Source organism: Verticiella sediminum (genome assembly GCF_007558815.1).
GTDB lineage: Bacteria > Pseudomonadota > Gammaproteobacteria > Burkholderiales > Burkholderiaceae_B > Verticiella > Verticiella sediminum.
Map to the genome: position 1 here is coordinate 41,244 of NZ_VLTJ01000012.1, position 16,355 is coordinate 57,598.

The 16,355-nt window shown below is 66.8% G+C and carries 14 protein-coding genes; 12 read left to right on the forward strand and 2 right to left on the reverse strand.

Going from position 1 to position 16,355, the window contains the following annotated elements; genetic code table 11:
• Window positions 1-10 precede the first annotated feature (10 nt).
• From FOZ76_RS07785 to FOZ76_RS07810, 6 genes are all read left to right on the forward strand, one after another.
• The gene (locus tag FOZ76_RS07785; protein WP_143947583.1) at window positions 11-1,063 is read left to right on the forward strand and encodes a glycoside hydrolase family 88 protein; all 1,053 of its coding nucleotides are present in this window, start codon (window positions 11-13) and stop codon (window positions 1,061-1,063) included.
• Window positions 1,060-2,241, forward strand: coding sequence for a CaiB/BaiF CoA transferase family protein (locus tag FOZ76_RS07790; protein WP_143947584.1), 1,182 nt, complete (start codon window positions 1,060-1,062; stop codon window positions 2,239-2,241). The genes FOZ76_RS07785 and FOZ76_RS07790 overlap by 4 nt, the downstream gene beginning before the upstream one ends.
• Window positions 2,242-2,370: 129 nt before the next feature.
• Window positions 2,371-3,501, forward strand: coding sequence for an acyl-CoA dehydrogenase family protein (locus FOZ76_RS07795; RefSeq protein ID WP_143947585.1), 1,131 nt, complete (start codon window positions 2,371-2,373; stop codon window positions 3,499-3,501).
• 13 nt (window positions 3,502-3,514) lie between these two features.
• Window positions 3,515-4,648, forward strand: a complete 1,134-nt coding sequence (locus FOZ76_RS07800) for a CaiB/BaiF CoA transferase family protein (protein WP_143947586.1) — start codon at window positions 3,515-3,517, stop codon at window positions 4,646-4,648.
• A gap of 87 nt (window positions 4,649-4,735) precedes the next feature.
• Entirely contained in the window at window positions 4,736-5,383 is a 648-nt protein-coding gene (locus FOZ76_RS07805; RefSeq protein ID WP_143947587.1) for a TetR/AcrR family transcriptional regulator, read from the forward strand.
• A 123-nt stretch (window positions 5,384-5,506) separates the two neighbouring features.
• A complete protein-coding gene (locus FOZ76_RS07810; protein WP_143947588.1) occupies window positions 5,507-6,541 on the forward strand; it encodes an AraC family transcriptional regulator in 1,035 nt (344 codons plus the stop codon).
• Window positions 6,542-6,557: 16 nt separating this feature from the next.
• On the opposite strand, the gene FOZ76_RS07815 is transcribed toward FOZ76_RS07810, so the two are convergent.
• The gene (locus FOZ76_RS07815; protein WP_143947589.1) at window positions 6,558-7,463 is read right to left on the reverse strand and encodes an alpha/beta fold hydrolase; all 906 of its coding nucleotides are present in this window, start codon (window positions 7,461-7,463) and stop codon (window positions 6,558-6,560) included.
• Window positions 7,464-8,110: 647 nt separating this feature from the next.
• Between FOZ76_RS07815 and FOZ76_RS07820 the strand changes: the two genes are divergently transcribed.
• The 5 genes from FOZ76_RS07820 (at window position 8,111) to phaP (ending at window position 14,182) form a co-directional block, all read left to right on the forward strand.
• Complete coding sequence (locus tag FOZ76_RS07820) at window positions 8,111-8,851, forward strand: esterase/lipase family protein (RefSeq protein ID WP_246129340.1); 741 nt, start codon at window positions 8,111-8,113, stop codon at window positions 8,849-8,851.
• Window positions 8,852-8,872: 21 nt separating this feature from the next.
• Window positions 8,873-10,588, forward strand: a complete 1,716-nt coding sequence (locus FOZ76_RS07825; RefSeq protein WP_246129341.1) for a long-chain-fatty-acid--CoA ligase — start codon at window positions 8,873-8,875, stop codon at window positions 10,586-10,588.
• Between the two features lie 89 nt (window positions 10,589-10,677).
• Window positions 10,678-12,306, forward strand: a complete 1,629-nt coding sequence (locus FOZ76_RS07830) for a WS/DGAT/MGAT family O-acyltransferase (RefSeq protein ID WP_143947591.1) — start codon at window positions 10,678-10,680, stop codon at window positions 12,304-12,306.
• Window positions 12,307-12,349: 43 nt separating this feature from the next.
• Complete coding sequence (locus FOZ76_RS07835; protein ID WP_143947592.1) at window positions 12,350-13,690, forward strand: MFS transporter; 1,341 nt, start codon at window positions 12,350-12,352, stop codon at window positions 13,688-13,690.
• A gap of 39 nt (window positions 13,691-13,729) precedes the next feature.
• Window positions 13,730-14,182 carry a phasin family protein gene (gene phaP, locus FOZ76_RS07840; protein WP_143947593.1) on the forward strand — a complete coding sequence of 151 codons (453 nt, stop codon included), beginning with the start codon at window positions 13,730-13,732 and terminating at the stop codon, window positions 14,180-14,182.
• 69 nt (window positions 14,183-14,251) lie between these two features.
• Here phaP and FOZ76_RS07845 read toward each other — a convergent pair whose 3' ends face one another.
• Window positions 14,252-14,662, reverse strand: coding sequence for a (R)-mandelonitrile lyase (locus FOZ76_RS07845; RefSeq protein WP_143947594.1), 411 nt, complete (start codon window positions 14,660-14,662; stop codon window positions 14,252-14,254).
• 509 nt (window positions 14,663-15,171) lie between these two features.
• On the opposite strand from FOZ76_RS07845, the gene FOZ76_RS07855 reads away from it, so the two are divergent.
• Window positions 15,172-16,338 (forward strand): amidohydrolase family protein, encoded by a 1,167-nt coding sequence (locus FOZ76_RS07855; protein ID WP_170235335.1) that lies wholly within the window; start codon window positions 15,172-15,174, stop codon window positions 16,336-16,338.
• The last annotated feature ends 17 nt before the right edge of the window (window positions 16,339-16,355 follow it).

The window sequence follows — 16,355 nt, forward strand, 5'->3', positions numbered from 1 at the left end:
GGAAGTCAACATGCATCTGGAGCGACTGGTAGCGTCGGTGAGCAGCTTCATCAAGGCCAATCCGAACGAGCGCGACTGCTGGCAAAAGGCGCCGGCTTTGTCGGGGCTGATGGCCTGGGACGACGAGGCGTACCGCCCGTTGGTCAAGCGCTGGCTGGACCGTGCCGTGGCGACGCAGAAGTCCGACGGCAATCTGAGCTACGGCGACTGGCATACGTCCAGCGGGGGGCACATCCGTTCGTTCACGCCGCTGGCCAGCGAGACCGCGGCGCTCGGCGCGCCGCTCATGGAGTGGCACCAGCGGCATCCCGAGCCGCGCTATCTGGACAGCGCGGCCCGGCAGTACCAGGCGCTTTGCGATGCACCGAGAACCCGGGACGGCGGCATCTGGTCGCGCGGCGAAGGGCCGGAGCTGTGGATCGACTTCACCTATCTGATGTGCCCCTTCATGGCGCGCTACGGAAAGATCGCGTCGCGCGAAGACGCGGTCGACGAAGCCTTCCGGCAGTTCGAAGTGCATGTTCGCCACCTGGTGGATCGGGAGTTCCGTCTGGCGCGCCACGCCTGGTGCGAGAAGCCCAACCATTTCCCGCAGTCGACGTTCTGGGCGCGCGGCAACGGCTGGCTGCTCGCCTGCTGCGCCGAGCTGCTGGACATCGCACCCGAGCATGCGAAAGCGGGTTTCGTGCGGAAGGTCTACGGCGAAGTGCTGGGTGCCATGTCGTCCTGGCAGGACGCATCGGGCTACTTCTTCCATGTTCTGGACGATCCGCTCTCCAATCTGGAAGCGTCCGCCACGCTGATGTATGCCTACGCGGGCGAGCGCGCGGTGCAACTGGGTGTCGAGATCGAGGGCATGCCTCACGAGGCGGTGCGGCAGAGCGCGATACGGGCTTTCACCGTGGTTGCCGGCTCGGTCGAGGACAGCGGCCGGGTGCCCGGCGTCGCCATGGTCCCCGGCGGCCCCGGCGTTCCATTCGGCTGGACCTTGTTCGGTCAAGGGTTCTTCCTGTTGGCCGCGCGCGCCCTGCGGGAGCATTTGGGCAAGGGAGAACTGAGATGACCGTACCGGCAAACGACCCTCAAGCGGCTCGGGGGCGGCGTCCGCTCGAAGGGGTGCGCATCATCGATATGTCGCGTCTCGCGCCGGGGCCGTACTGCACGATGCTGCTCGCCGACCTCGGGGCGGAGGTCATCGTCGTCGGGGGAGGGCGGGCCGGTGAACCCACCTCCACCTTCTCGCGCGGCAAGCGCTTCATCACGCTGGACCTGAAGGCCCCGGAGGGGCAGGAGGCTTTGCACCGCCTTTGCAAAACGGCCGACGTGTTCGTCGAAAGCTTTAGGCCGGGCGTCTGCAGCCGGCTCGGCGCCGGCTACGACACATTGAGCGCGCTCAACCCCGGGCTGGTCTATTGCTCCCTGACGGGCTACGGGCAGGAAGGCGTACTCGCACAGGATGCCGGGCACGACATCGGCTATCTCTCGCTGTCCGGTGTGCTGGGTGCGCTGGGGCCGCGGGACGGCCCGCCGTCCGTTCCGCTCAACCTGCTGGCCGACTTCGCGGCGGGGAGTTTCATTGCCGCACTGGGCATCGTGACCGCGCTGTTCGACCGCACGCGCACGGGCAAGGGCCAGTACATCGACGCCGCGATGATCGACGGCTGCCTTTCGCTCATGGCCATGCACGCGCCGGTATGGCAGACCCCGGTGCTGCCCGGGCGCGGCGAGGGCCTGCTCGGCGGCGGGGCGCCGTACTACCGCTGCTACGAATGCGCCGACGGGCGCTTCATATCGCTCGGCGCACTGGAGCCGCAGTTCTTCGCCAGCCTTTGGCGCACCCTCATGCAGTCCGAGGTGCCCGACCACATGGACGTCACGGCCTGGCCGCAGATGGCGGCCGAGTTCGAAGCGAGGTTCCGGCAGCGTCCGCGCGACGAGTGGTGCCGATTGTTCGCCGGTACGCAAGCCTGCGTGACCCCGGTGCTGGCGCCGGACGAGGCCTGGTCGCACCCGCACATCGCGCAGCGCCATGCGATGTCGTCGGCGAGCCGGGTGCCCGTGATACCGCGCTTCGGCCGCGCGGAGATGAGCGCGCCGGACACGGACACGACGGATCGATCGGACGAGGTGCTCACCCCGCTGGGGTTGAGCGCCGAGCAGATTGCGCTTGCCAGTCCGAGATCCGCGAGAGAGCGGGTGCCCTCCCGGAGCTGGCCGCCCAGGATGACTCGCTCTGATTGACCTCGGGCCCGAGCGCAAGCCCGGCCTGAAGGCCGGGCCGGACAAACCCACCCCGGCCGGGGGCAAGCAAGGTTCCGGTTTCAGGCAGGAACGGCCCACCGGAGGTTCAGAATGTTGTCGGAGACAAGCATGCATGTAACGCACTACGATGAGATGTACAGCGCGTTTCGCGCGCAGATGCGCCGCTTTGCCGTGGAGCGCGTCGCGCCTCACGCTGCCAGGGTCGACGAAGAAGGGCGTCCGCCCATGGAGGCCTACGAAGCCAGCCTGCAGCTCGGCTTGCCCGGGCTGCCGTTCGCCGAGTCGTTCGGCGGGCAGAACGGCGATGTGCTGACCCAGCTCATTGCGGTCGAGGAACTGGCCAGGGTGTGCGCATCCTCGGCCACCACGGTATCGACCTGCTGGATCATGATGCTGCTGCAGCGCTTCGGATCGTTGGCGCAGCAGCAGATGGTGATACCCCCGGTCGTGCGCGGCGAACAGCGCTCGGCCTGGGGGCTGACCGAGCCCAAGGGCGGTTCCGACTTGATGGGCGTGCGCACTTCGGCGCGCCGGACCTCGGAAGGCTGGCTGCTCAACGGGACGAAGCGCTTCATCACCAATGGGGGCTGGGCCGACTGGTACCTCATCTTTGCCCGCACGACGCCCGAGTCCTTCGGCATCTTCCTGGTCAGCAAGAACGACCACGGCGTGTCGTTCGGCGCGCCCGAGCGCAAGATGGGGCTGCGCGGCAGCCCCACTGCCGACGTCATACTGGACGAGTGCCTGATCCCGCACGATCGGCTCGTCGGCGAGCCGGAGAAAGGCGCCGAGTACATACGTGCGGGCCTGCTGGCCTCCCGGCTGAAGTACGCGGCGCACGGGCTGGGCATTGCCCAGGGCGCGCTGGACGAGGCCGTCTCCTACACCCGGCAGCGCGAACAGTTCGGCCGGCCCATCTCGGATTTCCAGATGGTCAAGGCCATGGTCGCCGACATGGGCATGCGGGTGGAGGCCGCGCGGGCGGTGTTGCTGCATGCCGCCACGCTGGTGCTGAACGAAGACCCTGCGGCCAAACGCTATGCCTCGATGGCCAAGGTGCTGTGCACCGACGCGGCCATGTCCGTTGCGACCGACGCGGTCCAGTTGCACGGAGGCTACGGCTATCTCAAGGACTACGCCGTCGAGCGCATGTTCCGCGACGCGAAGGTGACGCAGATCTGGGAAGGGACCAACCAGATTCAGCGCCTGATGATCGCCAAGGAAATCTACGCGGCATGAACGGAGACCAGCCATGAGCGCAGTGTTGGAAGGAATCAAGGTGCTGGAGCTGTGCGAGGTGTTCCAGGGTCCGCTGGCCGGGCAGATCCTCGGCGACTACGGCGCCGACGTCGTCAAGATCGAGCGCCCGGGCCGCGGGGATTCCCTGCGCCACAGCGACACGGTGGCCAACGAGCGCGGCGAGATGGGCAGCTACTTCGCCGCCGTCAATCGCAACAAGCGCTCGATATGCCTGGATCTCAAGGACGATGCCGAGCGCGCGCACTTTCTACGGCTGGTGGCGCAGGCCGATGTCGTGCTGCACAACTATCGTCCCGGCGTGATGGAGAAACTGGGCTGCGGATACGCCGACCTCGCCGCCATCAACCCGCGGCTGGTGTATGCCGCCGCCAGCGGTTTCGGCGCCACCGGCCCGCTTGCGGCCATGGCTGGACAGGATTTCCTCATCCAGTCCATCAGCGGCATCGCCTGGAAGACCACGGCCTGCGCTGGCGAGCCGACCTTCATCAACGTCCCGTTGGCCGACTACACCTCGGGCGTGCTGATGGCGCAGGGCGTTCTGCTGGCGCTGCTGGAGCGCACGCGCTCCGGGCAGGGCCAGCAGGTGTCGATGTCCTTGTTCAGCGCGTTGGTGGCGATGCAGAGCCTCGAGGCGGCGAGCACGCTGAACTACGGCTATGAAACCCGCTGGTTCGAACGCGCCCTGAATTTCACCGCAGAGGCGGCCGACGGATGGCTGACGGTGATCGGCTTCTTTCGGGACAACCCCTTGAAGTTGATTTGCGAAGCCATGGGCCTGGAGGACTTGTCCAGCCGGGCGGCGTGGGCCGGCAAGCACGAACAGGCCACGCACCGCGACGAGATTGCGCAGCTTCTGCGCCCCGCGTTTCGCCGCTATTCGACCGAGGAAGCCGTTCGACGCCTGCAGGCGCATGGCGTGCTGGCCGCCCCCATCCTGCGGTTCGAAGAGACCCTGGCGCATGCGCAGACCGAGGCCAACGGCCTGATCGCCACCGTGCCGGTCGAGGGCCAGCAGGCCATGCGTGTGCTCGCGCATCCTGTGATGCTGTCCAGGACGCCCGCGCAAGTCCGGCGCGGGCCGCCGCACCTCGGTGCGCACCGAGGCGAAATACTCGGCGAACCGTGAAGCCGTATTGCGATATCTGCTACCCTGGCGCCCGATGAGGCCCCGGTCCAGGGGGCCGGCAACCAGAGGAATGACAGGACTGTCGATATGGCAAGACGGGGTCGCGACAGCGAGGGCAGCATCGAGAAGATCGAGAATGCGGCCCTTCGCCTATTCTCCAAACAGGGGTATTCGAACACCAGCCTGGAACAAGTGGCAGATGTGGCCGGGTTCACCAAAGGGGCCGTGTACTACTACTTCAAGACCAAGGAAACGCTGCTGATCCACCTGTTGAGCCGGATCCAGGAGCGTTCCATTCTCAAGACGGCGGAGCATGTCCGTGGACTCCCGGGGGGGACCGTGGACAAGCTGGTGGCGTTCGTGAAACTGCAGACGCAGTGGGCCGCCCGGTATCCCGACGATATCGTGATCCTGCTGCTGACGAGCCTGGAGTTCAGCGACACCGACACGCCTGTGCGAGACATGATCCACCGCTATTACGACGTCATGCGCAGCATGCTGGTCGAGCTGTTCGAAGCCGGCCGTTCAGCCGGCGACGTGCCGGCCGAGCTGGACATCGACTCGGCTGTGCTGACGAACATCGCCCGGCATGACGGCAACATGCTGCTGTGGCATCGCAGCGGGCGGGACCCGGATGTTGGCCGGGTGCTGACTGCGGCTGCGCTCGATGCGGTGAGGCGCTACGGGATCGGGGGCGGTGACGGGGCAATCCCGGTACCGCGCAGGAAAAATTAATGATAGGGTGGACGCAAACGGGACAATGCAGGCAATAACAATGCGCGGAGCTGGCCAGGGGCGGGGAAGGAGCGGGAGCGGGTGGTTCATGTCGGACGTCCTCGCATAGCAGCGGTTCGGGATATGCACCGTACGCCCCCGGATATCGAACCGCGCATTCACACTGCTCAACGGGTGGTGGCCCTCGTAACGACGCTGGCGGAGGATGGGGTCGAGCCTGCGCGGGTATTGGCCGATAGCGGCATCGACCCGCATGCGCTGCGGGCGCCGGAAACCCGGGTCTCGTACCGGCAGATGCTCACCGTCTATCGCAATGCACTGCATCTGGCGCCCGATCCGACCGTCGCATTGCGCGCGGGCGCGCGCATGCATCTGACGTCCTTCGGCATGTACGGCTATGCGCTGCTCAGCAGCCCGACGTTCGCCGAGGCGACGGACTTCATCGTCAAGTACCACACGGTCGCCACACCGGGGCTCAGCCTCGATTTTTCGCGCGAGGGTGCCCTCGCGACCTACCGCTACGAGATCTTGCTGCCTGTCGACCCGGCCGACGAGCTCTATCGCTTCATCCTCGAACTGGCGTTCTCGGCGCACCTGGCCCTGGCGCGCGATCTGCGGGACAGCGCATACAACTTCTCGGAAGTGCACGTGTCGTATGCGCAGCCGGCACACGCCAGTGCGTACCGCATGCTGTTCCACTGCCCGGTGCGGTTCGGGCAGCCGGCCAACGAACTGCGGATCGATGCCGCGGCCGAGCTCGAGGCCCCGGCTCGTCGTCCCGACGCGTCCACGCATGCGATGGCGCGCGAGCTTTGCCAGCAACTGCTGGTGGAAATGGCGCACGCGGGCGGTGCGGCCTCGATGGTGCGTCGCGCCCTGGTCGAACAGATGCCGTGGCGCTTCCCGACCATCGAATCGATGGCCAGGGAACTCTCGATGGAACCGCGCACCCTGCGCCGCAGGCTGGAGGGCCAGGGCACCTCGTACCGGGAAGTCCTGGCCGAGGTGCGGCGAGGTCTGGCGATAGAGTACCTGCGCAAGACCCGCATGACGACCGAAGAGATCGCCGCCCGCCTCGGCTACAGCGATGCGGCGAACTTCAGGCACGCGTTCAAGGGCTGGACGGGCAAGAGCCCCCACGAATACCGGAGCACCTGAGGTTGCCGGCAGCGGTTCAGGCCACGTGCCCGGCGATCGCGTCGATGATGGGCGTCCAGGCGGACTGCGGCAGCGCATGCCCCATGCCCGCGATGTTCACCATGCGTGCGCCGGACACGTGGCGCACGACGTCCCTGCCGCATTCGATCGGCACCAGCGGGTCCGCGTCGCCATGGATCACGAGCGTCGGCGTGCTCACCGAGCCGAGGCGTTCGCGGCGGCTGCCGGAGGCGAGGATCGCCGCCAGTTGGCGCGCGTAGCCGGCCGGGTTGAGCCCGCGCTCGAAGGCGCGCTCCGCGCGCGGCGCGTCCAGCGCCTCCTCGTGGGCGTCGCTGCCGGCGCGCAGCACCTTCATCACCTGCTGATAGCGCGCAACGTAGCCGGCGCGATCGGTGGGCGCGGGCGCCAACAGGACCTGTAGCGCCTCGGGTTGCGGCGGCGGCAGATCGGGCGCGCCGCTGGTGGCCATGATCGACGTCAACGTCCGCATCCGCGCGGGGTGGCGCAAGGCCATTTCCTGTGCGATGGCGCCTCCCATCGAAGCGCCGACGATATGGGCGCTCGGGATGTCCAGCGCGTCGAGCAGGCCCACCGTGTCGTGCGCCATGTCGGCCAGCGTGTAGGGCACGCTGGCTGCGTCGATGGCGAAGCCGGCCAGCGTCCGCGCGAGGAGCTGGCCGATGTCGGGCAGCCCGGCGGCATCGAGATAGGTCGATCGTCCGACGTCGCGGTTGTCGAAGCGGATCACACGGTAGCCGCGCGCGGCCAGTTGCTCGCAGAAGGCCTCGTCCCACGCGATCATCTGCGTGCCCAGCCCCATGATCAGTACCAGCGGCTGCGCGTCGGCGTCGCCGAAGGTGTCGTAGGCCAGCTTCAGGCCGTTCGCGGAAACGAAGCGTGTGGTGGGCGGATGTTGGGGCATGGTGTGTGAGACGTGGTGGAGTGAACGGGAGGAACGAGCAAGTCCGGTGCCTTCTGGCGCGCAGGGTCCCGGCATTCGATCTTGTGCTGTTGCACCGTCGTCCGGGCATCTGCGATGGCGTCCGGCACATCTTTTCGTACCTGCGTCACCGCTGAAAGGTTCATTCAGGCCGCCAGGCTATGAATTCGGGACAAGTCGCTCTGTGCCTCCCGCCTTCCGTATCGCCACGGCGGCTGCGTCTCTCGTACCCTGAGCGCCGGTCCATCGCTCATCTCGCATGACGTTCCAGGCGATGCCGGGCGTCGCGAAGAAGCGTAGGCTATCCATGCGTCCCGGTGTGTCTGTCGCCACTGGAAACCGGGCTGATTCCACCTTTTCCTGATCGGGCGCAAATGGAAAGATGGCTGCAACGATCCTGAATGTCCTGCTGCCTGTCCTGCGCTAGCAGCGGCGCGTTCAGGATGAACAAGAACACATCGAGCTGGAACGCATGCGCGTTACCTGGCTGCAGGTGCAAGGAGACAATGATGGAGATATTGGGTCACAGGCCTCGGCAGGCCGGTGCGCAAGGCGACGGGCAGGATGGGAGCGGGCATTCCGCTGCCGGACCCGTCACGAGCGACACGGCCCCGATGGAGCCGCCCTCCGTGGGTCTGCTCATGCTGGAGGCCCGTGCGGCGGCCGAGCTGTCCTTGTTTCTCGCGACGGTTCCGCTGCTGCGCCTGGCGCCGGCCGGCGACGGCCATCCCGTGCTGGTGCTGCCCGGTCTGTCCGCCGGAGACGCCACCACCTACCCCCTGAGGGCTTTCCTGCGGGATCGCGGCTATCGCCCGCATGGCTGGAAGCTCGGTCCCAACCGCGGGCCCCGGCCAGGCGTGGAGGAGAAGCTGATCCAGCGCCTCACCGACCTGCACGAGCGCTACCAGCGCAAGGTGAGCGTGATCGGCTGGAGCCTGGGCGGGGTGTACGCACGCCTGCTTGCGCACCACATGCCCGAGCGCGTGCGCAGCGTCGTGACGCTGGGCAGCCCGTTCGCCAGCGAGCCGCGCGCCACCAACGCGTGGCGCCTGTACGAACTGCTGAGTGGGCGCACGGTCGACGACTGGGCGGAACGTGCGTGGATGAAGGCGCCCCCGCCGGTGCCGTCGACCGCCATTTTCAGCCGCACCGATGGGGTGGTCGCCTGGCGCGGCTGCATGGAACAGGAGAGCGCCACCTCGGAAAACATCGAGGTCGAGGGCAGCCACTGCGGTCTGGGCCACAACCCTGCGGCGCTCTATGCGATCGCCGACCGCCTGGCGCAACCGGAAGGGGAATGGACGCCGTTCCAGCGTACCGGGCTGCGCCGCCTGGTCTACCGCGATCCCTATCGCACCACGCCTGCCTGACCCTTTGCTTTCCGGAGATCCATGATGAACGACAAGCCCTGGCTGGCTTCCTATCCGCCCGGCGTGCGCTGGGACGCCGAGATCAAGCCGACGACGGTGCAGCAGATCCTGGACGATGCCGTGGCCGATTTTCCAGACCGGCCCGCCATCGATTTCATGGGCAAGCGCTTGAGCTACCGCGAACTCGGCGCACTGGTCGACCGCACCGCCCGCGGCCTGCAGAGCCTGGGCGTCGGCCCCGGCGTGCATGTCGGCCTGTTCCTGCCCAACACGCCGCACTACCTGGTGGCCGTCTTCGGCGTGCTGCAGGCGGGCGGCACGGTGGTCAACTACTCCCCGCTCGACGCGGCCAAGGTGCTCGAGCACAAGATCGAGGACAGCCAGACCGACGTCCTGATCACGCTCGACATGCCCGCGCTGTATCCCCAGATGGCCGCGATGCTGGGCGCGACCCGGCTGAAGAAACTCGTCGTCGGCAGCCTGGCCGAGATGACCGGTGCGCCGGAGCAGGTGGCCGCGCAGGCCAAGGCGAAGGGCGAGACCGTCGACATCCCGGTCGACGACTTTCACGTCCGCTTCGCCGAGCTGATCGACAACGACGGGCAGTACACGCGCCATCCCGTGGGCGACCCGCGCGAGACCATCGCGGTGCTGCAGTACACGGGAGGCACCACCGGCCTGCCCAAGGGCGCCATGCTCACGCACGCCAACCTCTCCGCCGCTTGCGAACAAGTGGTGATCACGCAGTTCGGCACACAGCCGGTGCTGACGATGGGGCAGGAACGGCTGCTGGCGGTGCTGCCGCCCTTTCACATCTACGCGCTGACGGTGAACCTGCTGTTGGGCGTGCGGCTGGGCGCGGAGATCGTGCAGCATGTGCGCTTCGACCCCAAGGCGGCCCTGCGCGACATCACCGAAAAGCAGCTCACCACCTTCTGCGGCGTGCCCACCATGTTCACCGCCGTGATCGGCGACCCGGACGCGTCCCAGTACGATCTGCGCTCGCTCAAGCTGTGCAACTCCGGCGGTGCGCCGCTGCCGATGGAGGTCGGCGAGCGTTTCAAGACGGTGACCGGCACCTGGCTGGCCGAAGGCTGGGGCATGACCGAGACCTCGCCCACCGGCACCTTCTCGCCGGCACACGGCAAGCGCAAGGCGGGCTCGTGCGGCATTCCGCATCCCGGCGTCACCATCAAGATGCTCGACCTGGAAGATCCGACCCGCTACGTCCCGTTGGGCGAGAAGGGCGAGATGTGCATCCAGGGGCCGAACGTCATGAAGGGCTATTGGAAGAAGCCCGACGCCACGGCCGAGAGCACCACCTTCGACGGCTTCTTTCGCACCGGCGACGTGGGCTACATGGACGAGGACGGCTTCGTCTTCATCGTCGATCGCTGCAAGGACATGCTGCTGTGCAGCGGCTACAACGTGTACCCGCGCGTACTGGAGGAGGCCATCTACCAGCATCCGGCCGTGCACGAGGTGGCCGTCATCGGCGTGCCCGATGCGTACCGGGGCCAGTCGCCCAAGGCCTTCGTCACCCTCAAGTCCGGGGCCGAGCCCTTCACCCTGGAGGCGCTGCAGGCCTTTCTCAAGGACAGGCTCGGCAAGCACGAGATGGTGCATGGCCTGGAGATACGCGACGCGCTGCCCAAGACCCCGGTCGGCAAGCTGTCGAAGAAGGACCTGGTCGAGGAGGAGGCCCGCAAGCGCGAGGCCACTGCCAACGCCGCCTGACCGCCGGCGCCAGCGCGCCGCTTCCCGGCCCGCTTGCCCGGCTGCCCGCCGGGTCCGGATCGATCATTGACACAAGAAAGGGCTACGCCATGCACCATCTCAGCGGCCTCGACGCCTCGTTCCTGCACTTCGAAACCCCCGAAACGCCCATGCACGTCGGCAGCCTCGTGCTGCTGGAACTGCCGCCGGGCTACGACGGCGACTACTACGAAGACGTCAAATCCATGGTCGGCGCGCGGCTGCACCTGGCCTCGGTGCTCAACCGCAAGCTGGCGCCGATGCCCTTCGAGCTGGCCGAGCCGGTGTGGATCGATGACGACGACATCGACTTGGACTACCACGTGCGCAGCCTGACATTGCGCCGCCCGGGCACGATGCAGCAGTTGAACCACCTCATCGCGCGGCTGCATTCGAGCCTGCTGGATCGCAGCCGCCCCTTGTGGGAGATGTACGTCATCGAGGGCTTGCAGAACGGCGAGGTGGCCTTCTACACCAAGGCCCATCACAGCGGCGTCGACGGCAAGGCCGGCACCGAGCTGGCCAAGGTCATGTACGACATTTCGCCGAAGATCCGCGAGGTGCCGCCGCCGCGCCGGCGCCGCAACGGTAGTGTCGGCTACCAACTGGGCGTGGCCGAGCTGCTGCAGGCCGCCGTCTCCAACACGGCGCGGCAGTACCGCAAGCTGGCCGAGCTGCTGCCCACGGCGGCGCGCGCCCTGACGGCGGCCGGCGGCGTGCTCGCCAGCCAGCAGACGGCCCAGGGCACGCGCCCGCTGAGCCTGGGGCTCGCGCCCAAGGCGCTCTTCAACGACTCGATCACCAACCAGCGCTCCTACAGCACGATGTCGCTGCCGTTCGACGAGCTAAAAGCGCTGGGCAAGCGCCTGGGCGGCACCGTCAACTCCGTCGTGATGGCCATGTGCAGCGGCGCGCTGCGTCGCTTCATGAAGACGCGCGGCCTGCTGCCCAAGGAGGCGCTCATCGCCGGCGTGCCGGTCAGCCTGCGCTCCGACGGCGACGACGCGATGAACAACCAGGTGTCGATGGTGCGCGTGGACCTGGCAACCGACATCGGCGATCCCGCGGAGCGCTTCCAGGCGATCCATGCCTCCTCGGAGGCGGCCAAGGCCGTCGTGCGCGAGCTTCGGCCCGTGCTCGGCGTGGACGTGCCGGTCACGGGCACGCCCTGGCTGATGACCAGTCTGGCCTCGCTGTACGGCCGTTCCAACCTCGCGCGCCGGCTGCCGCCCGTGGCCAACGTGCTGATCTCCAACGTGCCCGGGCCGACGGTGCCGCTGTACGTGGCCGGCGCCCGGATGAAGCACTTCTATCCGGTGTCCATCCCCTATCACGGCACAGCGCTGAACATCACGGTGCAAAGCTATGACGGCTCGCTGGACTTCGGTTTCACGGCTTGCCGACGCATCCTGTCGGAGGAGGAGTCGTACGAGTTGATCGGCTACATGCACGCGGCGCTCGAAGAGCTTAGGGCGCTGCCGAGCGTGACCGCCGTCGTGCCGGCCGTGGCAGCCGCGAGCGAAGCGCCGGCGCAGGCCCGCGCCCGCAAGGCAGCCCCGGCCAAGAAGTCCGCGCGCAAAGCGGCCCCGGCCAAGAAGTCGGCGCGCAAGCGGTCGGCGGCGCCCGCACGCGCAACCGCCGCGACGCGCCGGCCGGCACAGGACGGCACGAGTGCGGTCCCCGCGCGCAAATCGGCCTGAGCCGCCGGTCCGCGAATAAAACAATAAGACAGGAGACAACATCATGAACCCGGCCCAAGCGCCTGCCAGCGGCCATGCGAACTACAGCGCAGAGGACGAGGCGCTCTTCTCCAAAGTGAGCTGGCGCCTGTTGCCGCTGCTCATCGTCTGCTACGTCGTCGCCTTCATCGATCGCATCAACATCGGCTTCGCGCAGTTGCAGATGAAGCAGACGCTGAGCTTCAGCGACGAGGCCTACGCCCTGGGCGCCGGCATCTTCTTCATCGGCTACTTCCTCTTCGAGGTGCCGAGCAACCTCATGCTGGAGAAGATCGGCGCGCGCAAGACGCTGCTGCGCATCATGTTCTGCTGGGGCCTCGTCGCCTCGGCCATGATGTTCGTGCAGACCACGACGCAGTTCTACATCCTGCGCTTCCTGCTGGGCGCCTTCGAGGCGGGCTTCTTCCCCGGCATCATCCTGTACCTGACCTACTGGTACCCCTCGGCCCGTCGGGGCAAGGTCATCTCCATCTTCATGACGGCGACAGCGATCGGCTACCTCATCGCCGGCCCGCTCTCTGGCGCGATCATGAAGTACATGGATGGGCTGGGCGGCCACTACGGCTGGCAGTGGCTGTTCGTGGTGCAGGGCCTGCCGGCCTCGATCCTGGGCATCGTGGCCTTCTTCTACCTCAAGGACAAGCCGGAGAACGCGAACTGGCTCACGTCCCGCGAAAAGGCGCTGCTGCGCGGACACATCGAGAACGACGCGCATACCGTCGAGGTCGCCTCGCACAGCTCGTTCCGGGCCCTGCTGGCCGACCCTAAAGTGTTCACCATGTGTCTGGTGTACTTCCTGTTCCTGGGCGCCAACTACACGCTGGTGTTCTTCATGCCCACGCTGATCAGGAGCTGGGGCGTCGCGGATGTGTTCACGGTCGGGCTGCTCGCGGCCATCCCCGCCGTCGTCGGCGCCATCGGCATGGTGTTCGTCGGCCGCAGCTCGGATCGCCACCTCGAGCGGCGGCGCCATTTCTTCTGCTGCTCGGTGCTGGCCACCGCGGGGCTCTTGATCGCCGTGCTGGCCGCAGGCAACATGGTGCTGGCGCTCGCCGGCCTGGCCATCATGGCCATCGGCCAGTCGGCCAACACGCCGATCTTCTTCGCCGCGATCAGCGAGTACCTGCCCAAGAACTCGGCGGCTGGCGGCATCGCCCTGATCAGCAGCCTGGGCAACCTGGGTCCGGCGGTGACGCCGGTGTTCACCGCCTGGATCACCACCAGCACCGGTTCCTCCGACAACAGCATGTATCTGACGATGGCGATGTGGCTCTTGTCCGGCCTCATCCTGATGTGGGTCATCCGTCCCGCGACTTCGGCCGTGCCGCGCTTCGCGGCGGCCTGAGTTATCTTGTTTTCTGGTCAATCTTCTAGAGAGTACGTCATGGCAACCAGCAAGAAATCGACTGAGTCCACGCCCCGCAACCCGATGGAGCTGCCCACCCTGGACGAGCTCAAGTCCCTGATCGGGCAGTTCAAGCTGCCGGGCGTCGACGTCAACGCCCTGGCCGAATGGCAGCGCAAGGATCTCGAGGCGCTGGCCGAGGCGAATCGCCAGGCCTACGAGGGCATGAAGGCATTGGCGCAGCGGCGTACGGAGATGCTGCGCGAGGCGCTCACCGAATGGCAGGAGAACCTGAAGGAATCGACCGGCAAGGACGCATTCGCCAAGCAGTCCGAAGCGGCGCAGCGCGGTATGCAGCAGGCGCTCGACAATTTCCGGGAGCTTGCCGAAATGGAGGCGCAAGCGCGCAACGACGCCTGGAAAGTGGTGCAGGAGCGCATCAACGAAAACATGGCCAACTTGCAGAAGCTGCTGCCGACCCGGCGCTCCTGACCACGGGTCAAGGCGCAGGCCTCGCCGTTCACGGCGAGGCGAGGGCGGGCACAGGCCGAGGTGCCTGAATCAGGTCTTGGGCGGGCCTGCGAGATATTGCGCGTCGCTGACGTGCTCCATCCATTCCACGTTTTTGCCGTCCAGCGTCTCCTGGATCGCAATGTGGGTCATGGCCGTGGTCGGCGAGGCGCCGTGCCAGTGCCGATGCGCGGGCGGGTACCAGATGACGTCGCCCGCACGGATCTCGACGATGGGCTCGCCTTCGCACTGCGTCCAGCCGCAGCCGGCGGTGACGATCAGCGTCTGCCCCAGCGGGTGGGTGTGCCAGGCGGTGCGCGCGCCCGGCTCGAAGGTGACGGCGGCGCACGACACGCGGGCCGGCGCGGGTGGGCTGTTCAGCGGGTCGATACGAACCGTGCCGGTGAACCACTCGGCAGGCCCCGGCATCGAGGGCTGAGATCCAACGCGTTTGAGTTCCATGGCTCGTTCCTTTCAGTATTGGGGATGAACGCTGCCCGTCGCATCAATCCTTCCCGGCGGCGAAACTGCTGTATGACCGGCTCGATCGGATGAGAAGGCAACAGCATGCTTTGGCCCCGGCTGCTGCCTCTTCCACCGCGATTGCGAACGCTCCTCGTCCGAAAGCATCGATTCGATCGTCGGCCCTTTGTTCAGGACAGCGGTTGCACGGCCTCTGCCTTCTTTTTCAGCAGCGAGACCGCCTTCTTGTCGAAGGAAACGACGGTTTCGCTACCCAACCATGTGCCTTCGTAGGCGACGATCCCGTCGGCGAAATCACCGCCGGCCTCCAGGGGCGCCAGCCTGGCCTCGCAGCCGCACTGCGCGAAGCGAAAGCATGAATGTGGACGGTGTCAATCCGGGGCAATGCCAATACCGCCGGGCGCATCGCGGCCTAGACTCTGATTTGCGTATATAAGATCAAAATGTCGTATATACGACAAAAATTGAGACTTGCATGGGAGACAACGTTGCGTAGACGCACCATTTTGCAGGGAATCGGGGTGCTGGGCGCCCTGGGAGCGACGCGGGCATTCGCCGCGGGTCAGATCGATCGCCCCCCCTTCGCCGGAAATCAACCGAGGCCGACCCAGGACTTGATGGGGTGGTATGGCACCACCGCTCGGGAGACGGCAATCGAACCGGCTTTCCCGATCGTCGATCCGCACCATCACTTGTTCAATACGGCATCGGACAAGCTCTACTACCGGATGGAGGACCTCGCCGCCGACTTGAGCGGCGGGCATCGCGTGCTGGGGACGGTGTATGTGGAGGCCTACAGCGCTGGTTGGCGCAAAGACGGGCCCGAGGCCTATCGGTCGGTCGGCGAAGTCGAGCGCATCGTCGGTCTGACGGAACAGCCCCTGCCCATGTCCTGGGGTAGCAGCCATATCGCGGCAGGCATCGTCTCCAGCGTGGATCTGGCGGCAGGCGACGACATCGCGCCCGTGCTGGCCGCGCACAAGGAGGCGGGCGTTGGCAGGCTGCGTGGGGTGCGGCACCACACGGCATATGACAGCGGTTCGGTCGGCAGCCTGAACAAGCACCAGCCATCCCCGCAATTGATGGCGGAGCCAAAGTTCCGCCAGGGCATGGCGCAGTTGCAGCGGGCAGGCCTGAGCTTCGACGCCTGGGTCTATCACACCCAGCTCGCGGATCTTGCCGACCTGGCTGCGGCATTCCCCGAGGTCGACGTGGTCGTCAATCACATGGGCGGGCTGATCGGCGTGGCCGAGCATCGCGAACAGCGCGAGGCGGCGCTCAAGACCTGGCGGCAAGGCCTCGCCGAACTGGCCCGACATCCCAACGTGAAGGTCAAGGTCGGCGGCATGGGCATGCCGGTGTTCGGCTTCGGCTTCGAACACGCCGCCAAGCCCGCGAGTTCGGACGATCTCGCCCGCGCCTGGGCTCCCCTGGTCGAGGTGTGCCTGGAAACCTTCGGCACCGGGCGCTGCATGTTCGAAAGCAATTTCCCTGTCGACAAGCAGTCGGCGGGCTACAACGAAGTCTGGAATGCGTTCAAGAAACTGAGCGCTTCGCTGTCCGCGGACGAGCGCAGGGATGTGTTCTACCGCACCGCGTGCGAGGTCTACCGGCTGCCCGAGCTGCGCCGCGAGGGTGATGCCATGGCCGGGTGAGGTATTGCATCGGCGCG

Excerpts from the sequence above, each read along its gene's own strand:
- phaP (WP_143947593.1), top strand. The coding sequence starts at position 13,730 with ATGGCAACCAGCAAGAAATCGACTGAGTCCACGCCCCGCAACCCGATG.
- FOZ76_RS07845 (WP_143947594.1), bottom strand. The coding sequence starts at position 14,662 with ATGGAACTCAAACGCGTTGGATCTCAGCCCTCGATGCCGGGGCCTGCC.
- FOZ76_RS07815 (WP_143947589.1), bottom strand. The coding sequence starts at position 7,463 with ATGCCCCAACATCCGCCCACCACACGCTTCGTTTCCGCGAACGGCCTG.
- FOZ76_RS07785 (WP_143947583.1), top strand. The coding sequence starts at position 11 with ATGCATCTGGAGCGACTGGTAGCGTCGGTGAGCAGCTTCATCAAGGCC.
- FOZ76_RS07825 (WP_246129341.1), top strand. The coding sequence starts at position 8,873 with ATGATGAACGACAAGCCCTGGCTGGCTTCCTATCCGCCCGGCGTGCGC.
- FOZ76_RS07800 (WP_143947586.1), top strand. The coding sequence starts at position 3,515 with ATGAGCGCAGTGTTGGAAGGAATCAAGGTGCTGGAGCTGTGCGAGGTG.
- FOZ76_RS07805 (WP_143947587.1), top strand. The coding sequence starts at position 4,736 with ATGGCAAGACGGGGTCGCGACAGCGAGGGCAGCATCGAGAAGATCGAG.
- FOZ76_RS07835 (WP_143947592.1), top strand. The coding sequence starts at position 12,350 with ATGAACCCGGCCCAAGCGCCTGCCAGCGGCCATGCGAACTACAGCGCA.
- FOZ76_RS07790 (WP_143947584.1), top strand. The coding sequence starts at position 1,060 with ATGACCGTACCGGCAAACGACCCTCAAGCGGCTCGGGGGCGGCGTCCG.
- FOZ76_RS07830 (WP_143947591.1), top strand. The coding sequence starts at position 10,678 with ATGCACCATCTCAGCGGCCTCGACGCCTCGTTCCTGCACTTCGAAACC.
- FOZ76_RS07810 (WP_143947588.1), top strand. The coding sequence starts at position 5,507 with ATGCACCGTACGCCCCCGGATATCGAACCGCGCATTCACACTGCTCAA.
- FOZ76_RS07795 (WP_143947585.1), top strand. The coding sequence starts at position 2,371 with ATGCATGTAACGCACTACGATGAGATGTACAGCGCGTTTCGCGCGCAG.